At 67.0% G+C, this 19,330-nt stretch carries 17 protein-coding genes and 1 pseudogene; 11 read left to right on the forward strand and 7 right to left on the reverse strand.

Translation table 11 applies throughout. From position 1 onward, the window contains the following. Positions 1–77: 77 nt before the first annotated feature. Entirely contained in the window at positions 78–2,285 is a 2,208-nt protein-coding gene (locus tag MKAN_RS22565) for an RNA degradosome polyphosphate kinase (protein WP_023372194.1), read from the reverse strand. Between the two features lie 80 nt (positions 2,286–2,365). Continuing rightward, a complete protein-coding gene (gene cofC / locus MKAN_RS22570; RefSeq protein WP_023372195.1) occupies positions 2,366–3,016 on the reverse strand; it encodes a 2-phospho-L-lactate guanylyltransferase in 651 nt (216 codons plus the stop codon). A 129-nt stretch (positions 3,017–3,145) separates the two neighbouring features. Between cofC and MKAN_RS22575 the strand changes: the two genes are divergently transcribed. Both MKAN_RS22575 and MKAN_RS22580 read left to right on the forward strand, forming a co-directional pair. Then, positions 3,146–4,153, forward strand: coding sequence for an NAD(P)H-dependent glycerol-3-phosphate dehydrogenase (locus tag MKAN_RS22575; protein WP_023372196.1), 1,008 nt, complete (start codon positions 3,146–3,148; stop codon positions 4,151–4,153). Between the two features lie 172 nt (positions 4,154–4,325). Further along, on the forward strand, positions 4,326–5,438 hold the full coding sequence (locus MKAN_RS22580; RefSeq protein WP_023372197.1) for a D-alanine--D-alanine ligase family protein: 1,113 nt from the start codon (positions 4,326–4,328) through the stop codon (positions 5,436–5,438). Here the strand turns inward: MKAN_RS22580 and MKAN_RS22585 are convergent. Then, positions 5,435–6,058: a DUF3515 domain-containing protein gene (locus MKAN_RS22585; RefSeq protein ID WP_080674268.1), complete on the reverse strand. Its 624-nt coding sequence runs from the start codon at positions 6,056–6,058 to the stop codon at positions 5,435–5,437. The genes MKAN_RS22580 and MKAN_RS22585 overlap by 4 nt on opposite strands. Before the next feature lie 163 nt (positions 6,059–6,221). Between MKAN_RS22585 and MKAN_RS22590 the strand changes: the two genes are divergently transcribed. From MKAN_RS22590 to MKAN_RS22600, 3 genes are read left to right on the forward strand one after another with little or no spacing between them, the layout of a single operon-like run. Further along, a complete protein-coding gene (locus tag MKAN_RS22590) occupies positions 6,222–7,130 on the forward strand; it encodes a thiamine-phosphate kinase (RefSeq protein WP_230589206.1) in 909 nt (302 codons plus the stop codon). Positions 7,131–7,155: 25 nt separating this feature from the next. Next, a complete protein-coding gene (locus MKAN_RS22595; RefSeq protein WP_023372200.1) occupies positions 7,156–7,446 on the forward strand; it encodes a DUF1330 domain-containing protein in 291 nt (96 codons plus the stop codon). After that, complete coding sequence (locus tag MKAN_RS22600) at positions 7,443–8,126, forward strand: uracil-DNA glycosylase (RefSeq protein ID WP_023372201.1); 684 nt, start codon at positions 7,443–7,445, stop codon at positions 8,124–8,126. The genes MKAN_RS22595 and MKAN_RS22600 overlap by 4 nt, the downstream gene beginning before the upstream one ends. A 50-nt stretch (positions 8,127–8,176) precedes the next feature. Here MKAN_RS22600 and MKAN_RS22605 read toward each other — a convergent pair whose 3' ends face one another. Together MKAN_RS22605 and rpmB are read right to left on the reverse strand one after the other, a co-directional pair. Then, positions 8,177–9,508, reverse strand: a complete 1,332-nt coding sequence (locus MKAN_RS22605) for a PPE family protein (RefSeq protein WP_023372202.1) — start codon at positions 9,506–9,508, stop codon at positions 8,177–8,179. 569 nt (positions 9,509–10,077) lie between these two features. Further along, on the reverse strand, positions 10,078–10,272 hold the full coding sequence (gene rpmB / locus MKAN_RS22610; RefSeq protein WP_023372203.1) for a 50S ribosomal protein L28: 195 nt from the start codon (positions 10,270–10,272) through the stop codon (positions 10,078–10,080). Positions 10,273–10,543: 271 nt separating this feature from the next. Here rpmB and MKAN_RS22615 point away from each other — a divergent pair, with 271 nt between their 5' ends. The 3 genes from MKAN_RS22615 to MKAN_RS22625 are packed head-to-tail and all read left to right on the forward strand — an operon-like array spanning position 10,544 to position 15,140. Continuing rightward, positions 10,544–12,208 (forward strand): DAK2 domain-containing protein, encoded by a 1,665-nt coding sequence (locus MKAN_RS22615; protein ID WP_036444342.1) that lies wholly within the window; start codon positions 10,544–10,546, stop codon positions 12,206–12,208. 2 nt (positions 12,209–12,210) lie between these two features. Next, positions 12,211–14,430 (forward strand): ATP-dependent DNA helicase RecG, encoded by a 2,220-nt coding sequence (gene recG, locus MKAN_RS22620; RefSeq protein ID WP_023372205.1) that lies wholly within the window; start codon positions 12,211–12,213, stop codon positions 14,428–14,430. After that, on the forward strand, positions 14,427–15,140 hold the full coding sequence (locus MKAN_RS22625) for an HNH endonuclease family protein (protein ID WP_023372206.1): 714 nt from the start codon (positions 14,427–14,429) through the stop codon (positions 15,138–15,140). The genes recG and MKAN_RS22625 overlap by 4 nt, the downstream gene beginning before the upstream one ends. Positions 15,141–15,263: 123 nt before the next feature. On the opposite strand, the gene MKAN_RS22630 is transcribed toward MKAN_RS22625, so the two are convergent. Continuing rightward, positions 15,264–16,109 (reverse strand): aldo/keto reductase, encoded by an 846-nt coding sequence (locus MKAN_RS22630; protein ID WP_099184760.1) that lies wholly within the window; start codon positions 16,107–16,109, stop codon positions 15,264–15,266. Positions 16,110–16,115: 6 nt separating this feature from the next. Next, positions 16,116–16,669: pseudogene (locus MKAN_RS32815) on the reverse strand (aldo/keto reductase); the annotation flags it as partial. Between the two features lie 120 nt (positions 16,670–16,789). On the opposite strand from MKAN_RS32815, the gene MKAN_RS22635 reads away from it, so the two are divergent. The 3 genes from MKAN_RS22635 (at position 16,790) to MKAN_RS22645 (ending at position 19,321) form a co-directional block, all read left to right on the forward strand. Then, positions 16,790–17,851, forward strand: coding sequence for an alpha/beta hydrolase (locus MKAN_RS22635; RefSeq protein WP_269466803.1), 1,062 nt, complete (start codon positions 16,790–16,792; stop codon positions 17,849–17,851). 76 nt (positions 17,852–17,927) lie between these two features. Next, positions 17,928–18,689: a DsbA family protein gene (locus MKAN_RS22640; protein ID WP_023372210.1), complete on the forward strand. Its 762-nt coding sequence runs from the start codon at positions 17,928–17,930 to the stop codon at positions 18,687–18,689. Between the two features lie 5 nt (positions 18,690–18,694). After that, complete coding sequence (locus tag MKAN_RS22645) at positions 18,695–19,321, forward strand: vitamin K epoxide reductase family protein (protein ID WP_023372211.1); 627 nt, start codon at positions 18,695–18,697, stop codon at positions 19,319–19,321. Positions 19,322–19,330 lie beyond the last annotated feature (9 nt).

Below are 19,330 nucleotides of genomic sequence, written 5' to 3' on the forward strand. Positions count from 1 at the left end.
TTAACTCCTGCAGGTCAATTCGGCCTGGGCCGCTCGCGGTCGTGGATGTGGCACAAATCAGCGGGAGTTCCCCGGTGTCAGGGACTGCGGTGCCGCTCCATCAGTGATACCTGGTGGTCGCGCACATTGTGGCCGTCGTGGGGCGCCGCCGTCCATTGTCCGTCCGGGCCCAGCTCCCAACAGCGGGTCGACGGGTCCAGCGCGGACTCGAACAGATCATCCAGCTGCGCAGTCAGTCTCGGGTCCTTGACCTGAGCCATCACCTCAACGCGCCGGTCGAGATTGCGGTGCATCATGTCGGCGCTGCCGATCCAGAACTCGTCGATGGCACGAAAATGCAGGATCCGCGAGTGTTCCAGGAAGCGGCCGAGAATGGATCGTGCGGTGATGTTTTCCGAGAAGCCTTCCACGCCGGGGCGTAACGCGCAGATGCCACGCACTACGACCTCGGTGGGCACGCCCGCCTGTGACGCGCGGTAGAGCGCGTCGATGACCTGTTCGTCGACCAGGGCGTTCATCTTGAGCCGGATCCGGCCGTTACCGTTTTCCCGGTGTGCGGCCACCTCCCGCTCGACGCGGTCGATGATGCCGGTGCGAATTCCGTGCGGAGCCACCAGCAGGTTGCGGTAGGACACCTTGCGTGAGTAACCGGTCAGCGAATTGAACAAGTCGGTCAGGTCGGCTCCGATATCGGGCGCGGCCGTGAGCAGGCCGACGTCCTCGTACAGCCGGGCGGTCTTGCTGTTGTAATTGCCAGTCCCGACATGGCAATACCGCCGGATCAACGGGCCCTCGCGGCGAACGACGAGTGCGGTCTTGCAGTGCGTCTTGAGTCCGACGATGCCGTAGGCCACGTGTACGCCCGCCTGCTCGAGTTGTCGTGCCCACCGAATATTGGCCTGCTCGTCGAAGCGGGCCTTGATCTCGACCAGCGCGACCACCTGCTTGCCCGCTTCGGCCGCGTCGATCAAGGCCCGGACAATCGGCGAATCCCCGGAGGTGCGGTACAGGGTCTGCTTGATCGCCAGGACGTCGGGATCGGCGGCGGCCTGCTCGATGAACCGCTGCACGCTGGTGGAGAACGAATCATAGGGATGGTGCACCAGCACGTCGCCCTCGCGCAGCGTCGCGAAGATGCTCTTGGGTGTCTCCCGCTCGGCAAAGGCGGGATGGGTGGCCGGCACGAACGTCCGGTCTTTGAGCGCCGGCCGGTCCAGGCCGTAGATCTGCCACAGCGACGACAGGTCCAGCAGCCCCGGCACCTCGATCACGTCACCGGGATGGACATCGAGTTCGCGCAGCAGCAACTCCAGCATGCCTTCGGTCATGTCGTCGGCGACTTCCAGCCGCACCGGCGATCCGAACCGCCGGCGGGCCAGTTCCCGTTCGAGCGCCTGCAGCAGATCTTCGTCGCGGTCCTCTTCGACTTCGAAGTCGGCGTTGCGGGTGATGCGGAACGCGTGATGTTCGACGATTTCCATTCCCGGAAACAGCACCGGCAGGAAGGCCGCGATGAGCTCTTCCACCGGCAGAAACCGGTGGACGGTTTGTCCTTCGGTCCCGTCGGTATCGCTGTGGCCGACCAGCTCGACGAAGCGGTCGACGTTGTCGGGGACCTTGACCCGGGCGAAGTGCTGACCGCCGTCGTCGGGCTGGCGCACCGTGACTGCCAGGTTCAGGCTGAGCCCGCTGACGAACGGGAACGGGTGCGCGGGATCCACGGCCAGCGGGGTCAGGACGGGGAAGACCTGCTCGTTGAAGTAGATCGATAATTGCTCGCGCTCAGTCTCATTCAGATCGGCCCAGGTGATGATGTAGATACCCTCTTCGCCGAGCGCCGGTAGCACCGAATCGAGGAACACCCGCGCGTGCCGGCCGGCGATCTGCTGGGTCTGCTCGCCGATGCGGCCCAGCTGCTCACGCGGTGTCAGACCGTCGGCGGAACGCACCGAAAGCCCCATTTCGTCGCGGCGTTTGAGACCGGCCACCCGAACCATGTAGAACTCGTCGAGGTTGGACGCGAAGATCGCCAGGAACTTGGCTCGCTCCAGCAACGGCATGGAGTTGTCGGCGGCAAGCGCCAGCACCCGAGCATTGAAATCCAGCCAGCTCAGTTCGCGGTTGAGGTAGCGGCCTTCGGGCAGCTGGTCGCTGATCGCCGCGGGTGTCGCAGCCGGGGGTGCCGTCAGTGCCGAGTCGCCTTGATGCCATGCATCTTCGTCTGGCTGCGCCTCCGTGACTGGACTGGTTTCGGTTTCGGTCACCCAGCGATCATTGCTTATCACCCGGTGACGTTGCCAGCATCCAGGCGACATCAATCTGACGTTGGTGTGCCGTTCACCTTCGGACGGGCCCGCAACACCGGCTACCGGTGACCGATGGCTCGCGCGGTCGCCGGCCCGACGCCCAGGCGGCGCGCGGCCGCCAAGTCCGCGGGCGTGTCGACATCGCACCGCAGGCCGGGCCAGGCTCCGGTGAGCTCGACCGCACCCGAACGGCGGTGCCGCGCGGACGAATCCGCCCCGAACTGCGGGTCGAGTGCGGCGCCGAAGGCACACAGCGCGGCCGTTCCGGTTCCGCACCGGTCGGCGACGAAGCTGCGCTGGTGCTGACGTGCCGCAGCGATCGCCTCGGCAAGCTCCTGCGGCTGTAGTGCCGGCAAATCACCTTGCAGCACAACAAGATTCGCTAACGATCCGGCCATCGTACGTTCGGCGACGGCGATGGCGTTGTTGAGCGGGTCGGCATCGTCTTGCGGCGTCGGGTCGGCCAGCACCGCGGCGCCGAGCCCCGCTGCCGCAGCCGCAGCCGCCTCGTCGGGCGTGATGACGGTGATCGAGTGCAATGCGCGCACGCGGACGGCCGCGGTCAACGTGTCGACCAGCATTGCCAGTACCACATTTTCCCGCGTCCGCGCCGAGAACACCGGGGCCAGCCGGGTCTTGGCGGCCGCCAACCGCTTGACGGCGATGATCAAGCCGACATCACCGCTACCGTCGGCCAGTGTGCCGCTCATGGAGGTCATCCTGCCAGCGCCGGTTTCCGGGTGAACGGTGAGCGTCGGGCTGGACATGGCGGTGGCCGGCTGGCGGGTCTACTGTGTAGCGGCTGCAGCTGCCATAACGGACAAAAAGGGGGTGTGCGGATGGCCGGCACGGGAACCGTTGCGGTGATGGGGGCCGGCGCGTGGGGCACCGCGCTGGCCAAGGTGCTGGCCGACGCCGGTGGCGAGGTCATCCTGTGGGCCCGACGAGCCGACGTCGCCGAGCAGATCAACAGCACCCGATACAACCCCGACTATCTGCCCGGCACGTTGCTGCCGCCCGGTATCCGCGCCACCCCCGAGGCCGAGGAGGCGCTCAGCGGCGCAGCCACGGTCCTGCTGGGCGTTCCGGCGCAGATGCTGCGCGCCAATCTGGAGCGGTGGGCCGGCTTGTTGCCCGAGGACGCGACCCTGGTCAGTTTGGCCAAGGGCATCGAACTCGGCACCCTGATGCGGATGAGCCAGGTGATCACCTCGGTGACCGGAGTAGACCCGGCACACGTCGCGGTGATCTCCGGGCCCAACCTGGCCAGTGAGATCGCTGAGTGTCAGCCGGCGGCCACCGTCGTCGCATGCAGCGACTCCGGCCGGGCGGTCGCCCTGCAGCGTGCGCTGAACAGCGGCTACTTCCGCCCGTACACCAACAGCGATGTCATCGGCACCGAGATCGGTGGCGCCTGCAAGAACGTGATTGCGCTGGCGTGCGGGATGGCCGTCGGCGTCGGGTTGGGCGAAAACACCGCGGCGGCCATCATCACCCGCGGGCTTGCCGAAATCATGCGGCTCGGGATCGCGCTGGGCGCCAAGGGCGCGACACTGGCCGGGCTGGCCGGGGTGGGGGACCTGGTGGCCACCTGCACCTCACCGCATTCCCGTAACCGGTCGTTCGGCGAGCGACTGGGCCGGGGCGAGACCATGCAATCGGCGTTGCAGCACCGCGACGGCCACGTCGTCGAGGGGGTCACGTCGTGTGAGGCGGTGCTCGCGCTGGCGTCCAGCTACGACGTCGAGATGCCGCTGACCGACGCCGTGCACCGGGTCTGTCATAAGGGGCTGTCGGTGAACGAGGCGATAGCGCTGTTGCTGGGTCGCAGCACCAAACCCGAGTAAGCGCCCGGGCCACTCGCCGCTGAACATCGTCGAACCTGTAACTACGCAGGCCCCTACTCGAACTTCCGCTGCGAAGTTACAGGCTCGGTGCATCGTCATCGAGCAAGCGCACGGACGGGCGGAGGGCGGGAGCCGGGTGTCGTCGCGTCCCACCCGGTAGCCTCTCCAGGTTGTGAGTGCCAGCGACCGGCGTGCCCGGGTTGCCGTCGTGTTCGGCGGCCGCAGCAACGAGCACGCCATTTCCTGCGTGTCGGCGGGCAGCATCCTGCGCAACCTCGACCCGCAGCGGTTCGAGGTGATCGCGATCGGCATCACGCCACAAGGCTCGTGGGTACTCACCGACGGCAACCCCGACGCCCTGGCCATCACCAACCGGCAACTACCCGCGGTCAGCTCCGAATCGGGCACCTTGCTGGCGTTGCCCGCCGACCCGCAGTGGGGCGGCCGACTGGTGTCGTTGCCCCCGGGTGCCGGTGAGGTGTTGGCCTCCGTCGACGTGGTGTTCCCGGTGCTGCACGGCCCCTACGGGGAGGACGGCACCATCCAGGGACTGCTCGAGCTTGCCGGTGTGCCCTACGTCGGTGCCGGTGTGCTGGCCAGTGCCGCGGGCATGGACAAGGAATTCACCAAAAAGCTGCTGACCGCGGACGGGCTTCCGGTCGGGCCGCACGCGGTGCTGCGTCCGTCGCGGCCGGCGTTGAGTCTCGACGAATGCGAGCGGCTGGGGCTGCCGGCGTACGTCAAACCCGCGCGCGGCGGCTCGTCGATCGGTGTCAGCCGGGTGTCGAGCTGGGATGAGTTGCCCGCCGCGGTCGCCGAGGCGCGCCGGCACGATCCGAAGGTGATCGTCGAGGCCGCCGTCAACGGCCGTGAGCTGGAATGCGGTGTGCTCGAATTCCCGGACGGCACGGTGCAAGCCAGCACGCTGGGGGAGATCCGGGTGGCCGGGGTGCGCGGACGCGAGGATGCCTTCTACGACTTCGCGACCAAATACCTCGACGACGCAGCCGAGCTGGATGTGCCCGCCAAGGTCGACGACGACGTCGCCGACGCGGTGCGGGACCTGGCGATCCGGGCGTTTCACGCCATCGACTGCCAGGGCCTGGCCCGGGTGGACTTCTTCCTCACCGAGGAGGGCCCGGTGATCAACGAAATCAACACCATGCCGGGGTTTACCACGATCTCGATGTACCCCCGGATGTGGGCGGCCAGCGGCGTCGACTATCCCACGCTGCTGGCGACCATGGTGGAGACGGCACTGGCCCGGGGAGTGGGCCTGCGCTAACCGGTCGGCGCCGGGTCGATCGGCACCGCCGCAATGGTGCGGTCGATGACCTCGGACAACTCCTGGATGGGCGTCGGCCCCGACCCCGCCGGCAGCGTCAGCGCGACGTATACCGGTCGGTCGACCGTGTACCAGGTGGACCTGGCCTCCGATGGGGTTTCGTCGGTAACCCGGAACCACTGCACCCGGTCGACGATCTGGATCGGCGCGCCCACGACGAAGTCGGCCGGGCGGTCGAGGCCGCAACGCATGATGACCGGCTCGCGGCCCGGCCCGAAGCTCCAGGCGCTCGCGCCTTCCGGGGCCGGTTGCGCAATCGTCACTCGCTGATAGTCACCCAGGTGCTGCGGCAGCGCGGCCGTCAAAGCCCGGCAGGCCGGACTGCCGGCGTGTGGGGCCGGCACGGCCGCAACGGTGACCGGTTGTTGCGAGGTGTGGCGGGTCGCCGCGATCACCAGGATCACCCCGACCGTCGCCACGGCCAGTACCACGGCGGCAATGATCAGGATGCGTGGCGGACCGTCTACTTCGGCTTCGGGGTTGGGAGGGGCATCGCCCGTCACCTCGCCGGCCACCTCCGACTCACCTTGACTGCCCGGCTGTCCCAGGGCCACCGACATCCCGCCCGGATGTTCGGGTTGCCAGAGCTCATACACTAGCGCGGTCCACCCGGGCGGGCAGGGGACCCGGGTGAGACGTCCCGTAGGAGGTGGTGTGCGCGAGGACGCATCGGGGCAAGTGCCGGGGGAGTCTTCGACACTGCACCAGCTCGGGGAGTTCGCCATGATCGACCGTTTGGTGACCGGTCGCCGTCAGCCTCCCGTCGTCGAGCTCGGGCCCGGCGACGACGCCGCCGTAGTCGCCGCCCCCGACGGCCGCGTCGTGATGTCGACCGACATGCTGGTGCAGGACCGGCACTTTCGGTTGGACTGGTCGAGACCCCACGACGTGGGCCGCAAGGCGATCGCCCAAAACGCTGCCGACATCGCGGCGATGGGCGCGCGCTGTACCGCGTTCGTGGTGAGCTTCGGGGCGCCCATCGACACACCCGCGGCCCAGGCGAGCGCACTGGTCGACGGCATGTGGGACGAGGCGGACCGAATCGGCGCCGGCATCGTCGGCGGCGATCTGGTCAGCTGCCCGCAATGGGTGGTGTCGGTGACTGTCCTTGGGGACCTCGAGGGACGCGCACCGGTACGGCGCTCCGGCGCAACACCCGGTTCGATCGTGGCGGTGGCCGGTGAACTGGGCCGCTCGGCGGCCGGCTATGAGTTGTGGCACAACGGAATTGACGGGTTCGACGAGTTGCGGCGCCGGCATCTGGTGCCCGAGCCGCCGTACCGGCAGGGGGTGGCGGCCGCCGCCGCGGGGGCCCAGGCCATGATCGACATCTCCGACGGTCTCGTCGCCGACCTGCGCCATCTCGCGCAGGCGTCCGCGGTCGGTATCGACGTGTCGACCGCGGCGCTGGCTCACGACCACGCCGCGCTGACCGCGGCCGCCGCCGCCGTGGACGCCGATCCGTGGCGCTGGGTGCTCGGCGGTGGTGAAGACCATGCCCTGGTGGCGTGTTTCGCCGCTGCGGTGCCGGCCGGCTGGCGCGTCATCGGACGGGTGGTCGACGGCCCGGCGCGGGTGCTGGTCGACGGCACCGAGTGGGGCGGATATGCGGGTTGGCAGTCGTTCGATTGAGCACGCCGTTGAGTAGGGTGGCGCGGTGACCGTCTACGGTATCGCGCAGCTGAGAATCACCGATCGGGCAGCATATGACCGGTACCAGGCCAGGTTCATGGAAGTATTTCGCCGTCATCCGGGAACGTTGCTGGCTGCCGACGAGTCACCGAAGTTGATCGAGGGCCAGTGGAACCATCAGAAAGTGGTGCTGATGTCGTTTCCCGACGAGGCCGCATTCCGTGGCTGGGCGCAATCGCCTGAATACCAAGAAATTTCGAAAGACCGTCTGGCGGGCGCCGATACGGTGGTGCTGCTGGCACAAGGCCTGCAGTGACCGCGCGTCCGCTGAGCGAACTGGTCGAGCAGGGCTGGGCAGCCGCGTTGCACCCGGTGGCCGACCAGGTCGCCCAGATGGGGCAGTTTCTGCGCGCCGAGATCGCGGCCGGCCGCAAGTACCTCCCGGCGGGGCCGAATGTGTTGCGCGCCTTCACGTTTCCTTTCGACCAGGTGCGGGTGCTGATCGTTGGGCAGGACCCTTACCCGACACCCGGACATGCAGTGGGACTGAGCTTTTCGGTCGCCCCCGAGGTTCGTCCGCTACCGCGCAGCCTGGACAACATCTTCCAGGAGTACGCAGCCGACCTGGGGTATCGGCAGCCCTCGTGCGGTGATCTGACGCCCTGGGCGCAGCGCGGCGTGATGTTGTTGAACAGGGTGCTCACCGTGCGACCGAGCAACCCGGCGTCGCACCGGGGCAAGGGCTGGGAAGTGGTGACCGAGTGTGCGATTCGCGCGCTCGTCGCGCGGTCGAAGCCCCTGGTGGCCATCCTGTGGGGGCGTGACGCGTCGACGCTGAAGCCGATGCTGGCCGCCGGCAAATGTGTCGCCATCGAATCACCGCATCCGTCGCCGCTGTCGGCCTCGCGGGGGTTCTTCGGCTCGCGGCCGTTCAGCCGTGCCAACGAGCTGCTTTCGGGGATGGGTGCCGACCCGATCGATTGGCGGCTGCCGTGACCGAGATGCTGGCGCTGCGTATGCATTGGTTCGGTCCCCCTTTTTCTGCGCTAAACGCATCCCACATTGGTCAGGCCAACCAGGCTTGCATTCCAACAATTCGGCAACATCGGCAGCTGCGGGCCGCTCCCCGACTCGTTACCACCTAACGTGGCCAACCCGGCAGCGTGGGCGGCACCTCCTGATGGCGCGTTGCCGGCAAACCCCAGCGCGCCGGCACCGTGATCCGAAGCCGCCACCGGCACCGGCGCCTGCGAGCAACTGCCGGCCGTTGCGACCGACACCAACTGTGCTTGTGGCAACACTGCCGACGGCTCCACAGCGCTGACCGCTACCCCCGCCACAGGCGGGGCAACCAGGCCCGCTACAGCGCTCGAGTTAGCGGCAGCAGCCGAAACCGGCAGTGCCGTCGCCGCGGCTACCGGACCCAGCAGGGTGGGGAGCATCCCAAGGTTCAGCCCCATGATCCATTGACTGATCCATTGGATCACCAGATTGCCGACTTCATAACCGAAGACGAAAGGAAGAAATACAGTGGCGAACGTTTCTATTCCGACAGTGAGCCACGCGAGCTCTAGGTATGTCAGGGCTTCGAGCGCCAAATGTGTGTTGCCGATCAAGAGCAAGTACCCAACAAACAACAAGACAATTGGCGTGTAGAAAGCCATCATGAGGGTAAAAATTGCAAGGGCCGGAACGGCGAGAATCTCCGTGCCAACGACTTTGATCAGATCCCACAAGATCTGCCATATCGGAAAGGGCTCGTAGCTGATGGCGTGCGCAGCGCCGGCTACGATCTCGCCGGCCAGACCGGCGCCGGGTTTGATGATGATTGGCGCCGGTGGGGTATGCGGCATTGACGCCATTGCGGCCGCAGTGACTGCGTCATAGATGCTCATAGTGGTTGCTGCCTGAATCCACATCCGCACATAGTCGGCCTCGTTGAGTGCTATCGGGATGGTGTTGATGCCAAAGAAATTCGTTGCCAGCAACACCGCGTGGGTGGCGTGGTTGGCGGCCAGCTCCGGCAGTGTCGGCATCGCTGCGACCGCGCTGACATAGGCAGCCGCCACCGCCTGATGTGCTGCCGAGACCGCGGCGCTATCGCTACTGGCCTGAACCAGCCACGCCACATACGGACCGTAGGCCCCCGCACACATCTCCGCGGTGGGGCCCTGCCACGCCCCGGTCCGCAGCGCGCCCAACACCGCGGTGAGTTCTTCAGCCACCGACGCATAGTCGACACCCAACGACGCCCATTCCGCGGCGGCCGCCAGCAACGGGGCTGCTCCCGGGCCGGCGCTCAGCAAGGCCGAATGCACTTCCGGCGGCGAAGCCAGCCACACCGGTGCACCGGCAACGGCGGCCAAAGTTTCATCCACGCATGGCGTCACCGCCGAACCTCTTCCCACAACACTGCTGCACCTCTACTTGCGACGGGTATTGAGTGGGCCGATCACGCACGGGGACAACATGTTTGGCCACTGTTGAGCTACTGGTGGATACCGGTTGGCAGGCCTGGTGTTGTCTCGTGCACCGCGTCCCAGCCTTGCTGAGATGTGATTGCCGACACGCCAAAAAGATGTCGGCGACAAGCGTTGTTGTCAAATAGCTATACGCTATCAATCAATGGGCAGAAGCGATTGACAGTGAGCCTGTTTGATGCCGCTGGTTTTGGGCCCTAGCGCGACGTCAGTCCTTTTTGCGGCGCAATTTCTTTGACGATGGCAGCCGTCATCGGACACAGGCGGCAGGCTTAAAGCGCATGCCACACGCTTAAATTGCCGCCCCGAGGGTCACCCGATAGAGCGGACTCTGACAAGAAGTTCTCGGCAGCGGCGCAACTCATCGAGGAGTGCCCGTTTCGCCATCGGCCTCACCCGGGGTTTCCGGGGACTATCGCGCCGATCGGGACGGGCCGAAATGTAGCGGCACCCGTGCCGCAACAAGGTCAGCCGCGGCTGACCTTGCCCGCCTTGATGCAGGAGGTGCAGACGTTGATGCGCTTCTTGTTGCCCCCGGGACGGCTCACGGCGCGCACGGTCTGGACATTGGGGTCCCACCGGCGGCTGGTGCGGCGGTGGGAGTGGGACACCGACTTGCCGAAGCCGGGGCCTTTCCCGCAGATATCGCACACAGCGGCCATTGTTCAAACTCCTCAAGTCGGTTGCTGGGGTCCGGCGACCCGGGCGGAACGGCCCGGCTGGACCAGGCCGTCCCAGGATAGCCGGGGTCGTCGGCGAGCGCCAAAACGCCCATGCGCCGTGACCAGTACTGTCACCCCCGCTGGCTAGGCTCGATGCAGCTTTGTCGTCCCGGCTTGGCGGCCCGCGCCGAACAGCCGCCGCAGACTGTCCACACTGTCGCCGGGCTACGCTGGCGCCCACCGGGAGCCGGCGCAGAGGAGGTGGGTGACGGTGGGCACGTCAGGTCGTCTGCTGGACGCATCGGCCCTGCGGGATTGGGCGCACATCGTCGTCAGCGACCTGATCACCCACATCGACGAAATCAACCGGCTGAACGTGTTCCCGGTCGCCGATGCCGACACCGGCGCGAACATGCTGTTCACCATGCGCGCGGCGCTCGCCGAGGCGGATGCGGTTGGCGCGGCGAGCGTGGCCCGGGTCGCTGCGGCCCTGTCGTCCGGCGCCCACAATGGGGCACGCGGGAATTCTGGGGTGATCGTGTCGCAGATACTGCGCGGCATCGCCGACGTCACCGCCGAAGCGGCAGCCGACGGCGCATTGCCGGCCATCGATGCCGTCCTGCTGGCAGCGGCGTTGTGGCGCGGTGTCGAGCTGGTCATCGCCTCGATGGGTGGTGCGGAAGTCCCGGGGACCATCGTCTCGGTGCTGCGGGCCGCCGCGGCCGCCGTCGAGCAGTGCGCCGGCACCGGCGAGACCCTGGCCCAAGCCGTGACCGCCGCCGGCGATGCCGCCGTCGTCGCGCTGGAAAAGACGCCCGAGCAGCTCGCCGTGCTCGCCGACGCGGGCGTGGTGGACGCCGGCGGGCGGGGCCTGGTGGTCATGCTGGACGCGTTGCGTTCGACGCTCACCGGGCACACGCCGACCCGCTCGGTCTACGAGCCGGCGCCGCGACCGCTGCTCGCTGAGGCGCCCGCCCGGCCGGCGCCACAGTTCGAGGTGATGTACCTGCTGACCGGCTGCGATGCCGCGGCGGCGGACACGCTGCGCGACCGGCTCGCGGAGCTGGGGGATTCGGTGGCGATCGCGGCCGCCCCGTCGCAGAGTTATTCGGTGCACGTACACACCGACGACGCGGGCGCCGCCGTGGAAGCCGGACTGACGGCCGGGCAGCTGAGCAGGATCGTCATCTCGGCGCTGAGCTCCGGTGCCAACGGGCTGCCGGCGGGCAGCTGGACACGCGAACGCGCCGTACTGGCCGTCGTCGACGGCGACGGCGCCGCTGAGCTGTTCGCCGGAGAAGGCGCGTGTGTGCTGCGACCCGGCCCGGATGCCAGTCCGGGCTCGGCGCCGGCAGCCGATATCAGCGCCCATCAGTTGGTGCGGGCCGTGGTGGACACCGGTGCCGCCCAGGTGATGGTGCTGCCCAACGGCTACGTCGCCGTCGAGGAGCTGGTGGCGGGCTGTACCGCGGCTCTGGGATGGGGTGTCGACGTGGTCCCGGTCCCTACCGGGTCGATGGTCCAGGGGCTGGCCGCCCTGGCTGTGCACGACCCGGCCAGCCAGGCCGTCGACGACGGCTACACCATGGCCCGGGCCGCCGGGGCTGCCCGGCACGGGTCGGTGCGTACGGCTACCCAGCGGGCGTTGACGTGGGCGGGTACCTGTGAGCCGGGTGACGGGCTGGGCATCGCCGGTGACGAGGTGCTGATCGTCGCCCGCGACGTTGCCGGCGCGGCGATCGGTCTGCTCGATCTGTTGTTGGCCTCGGGGGGCGACCTGGTGACGGTGCTGGTGGGCGCCGGCATCGACGACGAGGATGCTGCGGTCCTGAGCGATCTGCTGGACAAGCACATGCACGACCGTCATCCGGGCACCGAGTTGGTGACCTACCGCACCGGTCATCGCGGTGACGCGCTGTTGATCGGGGTCGAGTAGCCGTGGTGTCACTGAGCGACCGGTTGATCTTCGTTCTGGGCGCCCCGTCGGCCAAGCCGCTCGAGGAGGAGTTCGGCATCAGGACCGTCGACGACCTGTTACGGCATTACCCGCGCAGCTATGTCGAAGGCGGCGCCCGGCGCGGCGTCGGTGACGAGCGGCCCGAAGCGGGTGAACACATCACGATCGTCGACGTCATCACCGAAACCGAGACGTTTCCCATGAAGAAAACGCCGAGGCGCCAATGCCTGCGCATCACCCTCGGCACCGGCCGCAACAAGGTGACCGCAACGTTCTTCAACGCGGACTACATCAAGAAGGACCTCACCAAGAACACGAAGGTGATGCTGTCCGGGGAAGTCGGGTTCTTCAAGGGCGTCATGCAGCTCACGCACCCGGCGTTTCTGATCCTGGACTCGCCGGACGGAAAGAACCACGGCACCAGGTCACTGAAAAGCATCGCCGACGCCTCCAAGGCCATCAGCGGCGAAGTGGCCATGGAGGAGTTCGAGCGTCGCTTCTTCCCGATCTATCCGGCCAGCACGAAAGTGCAGAGCTGGGACATCTTCAAATGCGTCCGCCAGGTGCTCGAAGTCCTCGACCCGGTGGATGATCCGCTGTCCCCCGACGTGCGCGCCGAGCACGGCCTGGTCTCCGAAGACGAGGCGTTACGGGCCATTCACCTCGCCGAGGACGAGCCCGACCGGCGACGCGCCCGGGAACGGCTGACCTTCGACGAAGCGGTCGGCCTGCAGTGGGCGCTGGTCGCTCGCCGGCACGGTGAGCTGTCGGAGTCCGGGCCCCCGGCACCGCCCCGGTCTGACGGGTTGGCGGCTGAATTGCTGGGCCGGCTGCCTTTCGAGCTGACGGCAGGTCAGCGCGAGGTGCTCGCGGTGCTGTCCGAAGAGATCTCGGCGACGCGTCCGATGAACCGCTTGCTGCAGGGTGAGGTCGGCTCGGGCAAGACGATCGTCGCGGTGCTGGCGATGCTGCAGATGGTCGACGCCGGCTACCAGTGTGCGCTGCTGGCCCCCACGGAAGTGCTTGCCGCACAACATCTTACGTCGATCAACGATATCCTGGGACCGCTGGCGATGGGCGGCCAGCTGGGCGGGGCCGATAATGCCACCCGGGTGGCGTTGCTGACCGGCTCGATGACCGCGGGGCAGAAGAAGGACGTTCGGGCCGCGGTTGCCGGTGGCGAGGTCGGCATCGTCGTCGGCACCCACGCGCTGTTGCAGGATGCGGTGGAGTTCCACAACCTGGGCATGGTGGTGGTCGACGAGCAACACCGGTTCGGCGTCGAGCAGCGAGATCAATTGCGCGGCAAGGCGCGTGCCGGAATCACCCCCCATCTGCTGGTGATGACCGCCACGCCGATACCGCGCACCGTCGCGCTCACGGTCTATGGCGACCTGGAAACGGCCACGCTGCGCGAACTTCCGCGCGGGCGCCAGCCGATCACCACCAACGTCATCTTCGTCAAGGACAAGCCCGCCTGGCTCGACCGCGCCTGGCAACGCATCATCGAAGAGGTCGCGGCCGGCCGCCAGGCTTATGTGGTGGCGCCCCGCATCGACGAGAGCGACGAGCCCGACAAAGAGCCCGCCGGCACCAAGCCCGCAGAGACCGCCGAAGGTCTGTACGCGCGGTTGAGTTCCCGGGAGCTGGCCAACCTGCGGCTGGGGCTCATGCATGGGCGGTTGTCCGCCGACGAGAAGGACGCTGCGATGGCGGCCTTTCGGGCCGGCCGCATCGATGTGCTGGTGTGCACCACCGTCATCGAAGTGGGTGTGGACGTCCCCAACGCCACCGTGATGCTGGTGATGGATGCCGACCGGTTCGGCATCAGCCAGCTACACCAGCTGCGCGGCCGCATCGGGCGCGGCGCACATCCGAGCCTGTGTCTGCTGGCCAGCTGGGTGCCGCCGGCGTCACCGGCCGGTGAGCGGTTGCGCGCGGTCGCCAAGACGATGGACGGGTTCGCCCTGGCCGACCTCGACCTCAAGGAGCGCAAGGAAGGAGACGTGCTGGGCCGCAATCAGTCCGGTAAGGCGATCACCCTGCGGCTGCTGTCGCTGGCCGAGCACCGGGAGTACATCGAGGCTGCCCGGGACTTCTGTGTCCGCGCGTACCAGGATGCCGGCAAGCACCCGGGATTGGCGCTGCTGGCAGCGCGCTTCACCGACACCGACCGCATCGAATACCTGGACAAAGCATGAACCGCAAGACGCTTGCGATGCTGGCGGCGGTTGCGGTGCTGGCCCTGGTGGTCGCCTATCAGACGCTGGGCTCATCGGCGGCCAGGCACGCCGAGCAGTTCGCCGCGCGGGCCGACGTCCCGACGGTGCAACCCGGTACCGATGTGCTCGCGGGTGTGGCTGTGCTGCCGCAGCGCACCCACCGTTACGACTATCGCAGGGCGGCCTTCGGCGACGCCTGGGACGACAACAACGACGCGCCCGGTGGACACAACGGCTGCGACACCCGCGACGACATCCTCAACCGCGACCTCGTCGACAAGACGTATGTGCCGACCAAGCGGTGCCCGGATGCCGTGGCAACCGGCACCCTGCACGACCCGTACACCAACACCACCATCGCCTTCCAGCGCGGCGCCAAGGTCGGCGAATCGGTGCAGATCGACCACATCGTTCCGCTGTCCTACGCCTGGGACATGGGCGCCTACGGGTGGCCGGCCCCGGAGCGGCTGCGGTTCGCCAACGATCCGGCCAACTTGCTGGCCGTGCAGGGACAAGCCAATCAGGACAAAGGGGATTCGCCGCCGGCGCAGTGGATGCCGCCCAACGCCGCCTTCGCCTGCCAGTACGCCATACAGTTCATCGCCGTGCTGCGCGGCTACTCGTTGCCGGTAGACGAGGCGTCGGCCGGCGTACTGCGCACCGCCGCGGCCACCTGCCCGAGCGGCTGACCCCGGCCAGGGTAACCGCGGCCCGCGCGGCTACCCCCGCTGACTGTGCATCGGGCGACGCGACACGCCGTGGGAGCGTCGCCGGATTCACAATCGGCGGAGCAAAGAACGCCGAGCACAGAACTACGTGCCGTTGTAGGTCAGCGGGTCCTCGCGGACGCGGGTGCCGTCGTTGAGCCCGTTGAGCGCATCCATGTGCTCGGCGGCCAATTCGAAATCGAACACGTCGAGGTTGCCGGCGATGTGCTCGGGCTGAGACGAGCGGAAGACGACCGCATTACCCAGTTGCAGGTTCCAGCGCAGTAGCACCTGTGCGGGCGTCTTGCCGTATTCACCGGCAATCGACGTCACGGTCGGGTTGTCCATCAGCCGGCCGAGAGCCAGCGGAGTGTAGGACTGGGTGACGACGTTGTGCTGCGCATTCGATTTGCGCAGCTCGGCCTGGTTGAGCAGGGGGTGCAGCTCTATCTGGTTGACCGCAGGAGTGACGAACGTGAGGTCGATGACGTTCGACACATGTTCCTCGGTGAAGTTGGACACCCCGATCGAGCGGGCATGGCCCTCGCCGCGGGACTGGATCAAGCCGCCGAACGCGTCCACGTACTTACCCACGGCGGGGGCCGGCCAGTGAATCAGGTACAGGTCGACGTAATCCAGGCCGAGTCGCTCCAGGCTGGCTTTGCAAGCCTCCTGGGCCATGGTGAAACCATGATCGGCGGTGGCCAGCTTGGTGGTGACGAACAACTCCGCGCGTGGAATACCGGAGGCGGCGATCGCGCGGCCAACGGCTGCCTCGTTGCCGTACGCCGCGGCGGTGTCGATGAGCCGGCAGCCGACCTCTAACGCCGCCGACACCGCCCGTTCCGTTTCGTCCTCGGACAACTCCGCGACGCCGAGGCCGAGAACCGGCATCGTATTCTCGTCGTTTAGGGCTATTGAGGGAATCATGGCGCCCGACTCGCCGGTCAACGTATCTCACCTGCCTGTGAAATTGAAGGTTCTCGGATCAGGGCCAAGCCGGGTTCCGCCATCTGGCGACGAGATCGAGGCCGTGGCGCCGCTGAGTCGAGGCGCTGATCTCGAAGTCGAACACGTCGAAGTTGCTCGCTATCCGTTTTTGGTAACCGACTTGGGGATCACGATATTACCGAGTTGAATACGCTACCTAATCAACGCCCGCGCCGGTGTCCGCGCGCGGTGTTTTGCGACTGCCGTGTCACCAATCGGATGGTCCGACAACGAACGCCTCCGCAGGGACTTCTGCGCCTTGAACGCGTTGAGCTGTGGCTGCGGCCGGGGAATCGCAGGCCGGCGCCAAAGGCTTTCAGCGTGCCGCTGTGGCCTGGTCGGGATCCGCCAATTTGGTCACCACGTACAGTTGGTCGCGGGGCACGCCGGAATCGGCGACCGCTCGCCCGGTCTCCCGTTCGTTGCGGTAGGCCGCCGCGGTGTCGATGTGCCGGTACCCGGCGCGCAGCCACCGCCTGCTCGGTGTCCGTCGGCTCGATCCGGAAGACTCCGAGTCCGACAGCTACCGAATGTCGTTGAGTGTGAGCTCGCGTTTTCCTAAGGGCTTGACATAGGAGAAACCCATGACCAAGAGTCTGCCCGGCACGCCGGACCTTCAGCCCGAGGCGACCTGCGTACCGATGCGGTGGACGCGTCGTATCCAAAGCACCGTCACCGGCGCGGGCGTCAAAGTCATCCCGTGGATTCCGGGCCCGGTCAAGCGGCTTCTCACGCGCGGTCGTTCCGTCGTCATTGACGGCAACACCCTTGATCCCACGCTGCAGCTGATGCTGTCGGGCATGCGGGCCGTCGGCCTCGACGGCCTGGTGATCGACGACGACCCGGACGCCTCCCGTGCCAACATGCGGGAGGCGACCCTGGGATTCGGCGGTCCGCAGATTCACGTCGAGGTCGAAGAACTCACGCTGCCCGGGCCGGCCGGGGACATCCGGGCACGGCACTATCGCGCGCCCGGTGGAGTCGCCGCACCGCTGCTGGTCTTCTATCACGGCGGCGGCTGGGTGATCGGCGACCTGGACACCCACGACGCGGTGTGCCGCTTGACGTGCCGCGATGCCGGCATACACGTGCTGTCGATCGACTACCGGCTGGCTCCCGAACATCACGCCCCGGCCGGGATCGACGACGCTTTTGCGGCCTTCACGTGGGCCTACGAGCATGCCGGCGAACTCGGTGCCGTCCCCGGGCGGATTGCGGTGGGCGGCGACAGCGCGGGCGGCAATCTGGCGGCCGTCGTGTGCCAGCTGGCCAAAGACAGCGGAGGCCCGGCTCCGGTGTTGCAGTGGCTGATCTATCCGCGCACCGACTTCACCGCGCAGACCCGCTCGCTGAGCCTGTTCGCGCGTGGCTTCTTGTTGACCAAACGAGACATCGACTGGTTCCAGGCGAAGTACCTGCGCGGCTCCGGGATCGACCCCACCGATCCGCGGGTGTCGCCGTTGCGCGCCGAGTCGCTGTCAGGTCTGCCGCCGGCGCTGATCGTGGTCGCCGGATTCGACCCGCTGCGCGACGAGGGTGAGCAGTACGCGGCGGCGTTGCGGGCCGCCGGGACGGCGGTTGATCTGCGTTGCGAGGGTTCGCTGACGCACGGCTTCATCAATCTGTTTCCGCTCGGTGGTGACAGTGCCACCGCGACAAGCGAGCTGATTTCCGCATTGCGTGCGCACCTGAGCCGGGTCTGAGCCGTATCCGGACGGCCGCCGGTACTCTAGAGGCGCCAGCAGCGCAGGCTATTCACCAAGTGAGGATCGCGAACCCGTGGCCGACAAAAACAAACGCCCTCCGCGGATCGACCTGAAGTCGCCCGACGGCAAATTCGGCCGGCTGATGCAGATCGGTGGCACCGCGCTGGTCGTGCTCTTTGCCGTTGTCCTGGTGTTCTACATCGTTACCTCGCACGACAAGAAGGGCGGCGGTGCCACGGCGGATGCGGTCCGGGTGACGTCCAGCAAGCTGGTCACCCAGCCCGGAACCAGCAACCCCAAGGCCGTGGTCTCGTTCTACGAGGATTTCCTGTGTCCGGCGTGCGGGAACTTCGAGCGCGGATTCGGTCCGACCGTATCCAGGCTCATTGACATCGGCGCTATCGCGGCCGATTACACGATGGTGGATATCCTTTCCAGCCCGCGCAACGACAATTATTCGGCGCGCGCCGCGGCCGCGGCGTACTGCGTCGCCGACGAGTCCATCGATGCGTTCCGCCGGTTCCACACCGCGTTGTTCAGCAAAGACATCCAGCCGTCCGAAGTCGGCAAGACCTTCCCCGACAACGCAAAGCTGATCGAACTCGCCCGCGAAGCCGGTGTCGTCGGCAAGGTGCCCGACTGCATCAACAGCGGAAAGTACCTCTCCAAGGTCGACGGGCTGGCGGCGGCCGCGAACATCCACGCGACACCGACTGTGAAGATCAACGGCACCGAATACGAATGGTCGACGCCGGAGGCGCTGGTGGCCAAGATCAAGGAGATCGTCGGCGACATTCCGGGCATGGACACGGCGGCAACCGCCCCGGCAGCTTGACCACGATGGTCTCAGCCGAACCCGCCGATCTGACTCCAGACCCAGCGGGCGGCGTACGGGTACCCGCGCTGAGTGCGTGGTGGGTGTTGATCGCCGGCGCGTTCGGCCTGCTCGCCTCGATGACGCTGACGGTGGAGAAGATCAGGGTTCTGCTCGACCGGGATTACGTGCCGTCGTGCAACCTCAACCCGATCATGTCCTGCGGTTCGGTGATGGGCACCCCGCAGGCAACGTTGCTGGGCCTGCCCAACCCGGTCGTTGGCGTCGTGGGATTCACCGTGGTGGTAGTAACCGGCGTCCTGGCGGTGACGAAAGTGCCTCTGCCGCATTGGTATTGGATCGGGCTGACCGTGGGTATCCTGGTCGGCACTGCGTTTGTGCACTGGCTGATCTTCCAAAGCCTGTACCGCATCGGGGCGTTGTGCCCGTACTGCATGCTGGTCTGGGTAGTCACCATCACCCTGCTGGTGGTGGCGGCGTCGATCGCGTTTCGTCCGGTGCTCGAAAGGCGAGACAGCGCCGTTCTGCGGGTCCTCTTCCAGTGGCGATGGTCGATCGCCACGCTGTGGTTCACCGCGGTGTTCCTGCAGATCATGATCCGCTTCTGGAATTATTGGTCGACGCTCATCTGAGAGGGGCCC

Origin of the sequence: Mycobacterium kansasii ATCC 12478 (assembly GCF_000157895.3) — a bacterium.
Lineage (GTDB): Bacteria > Actinomycetota > Actinomycetes > Mycobacteriales > Mycobacteriaceae > Mycobacterium > Mycobacterium kansasii.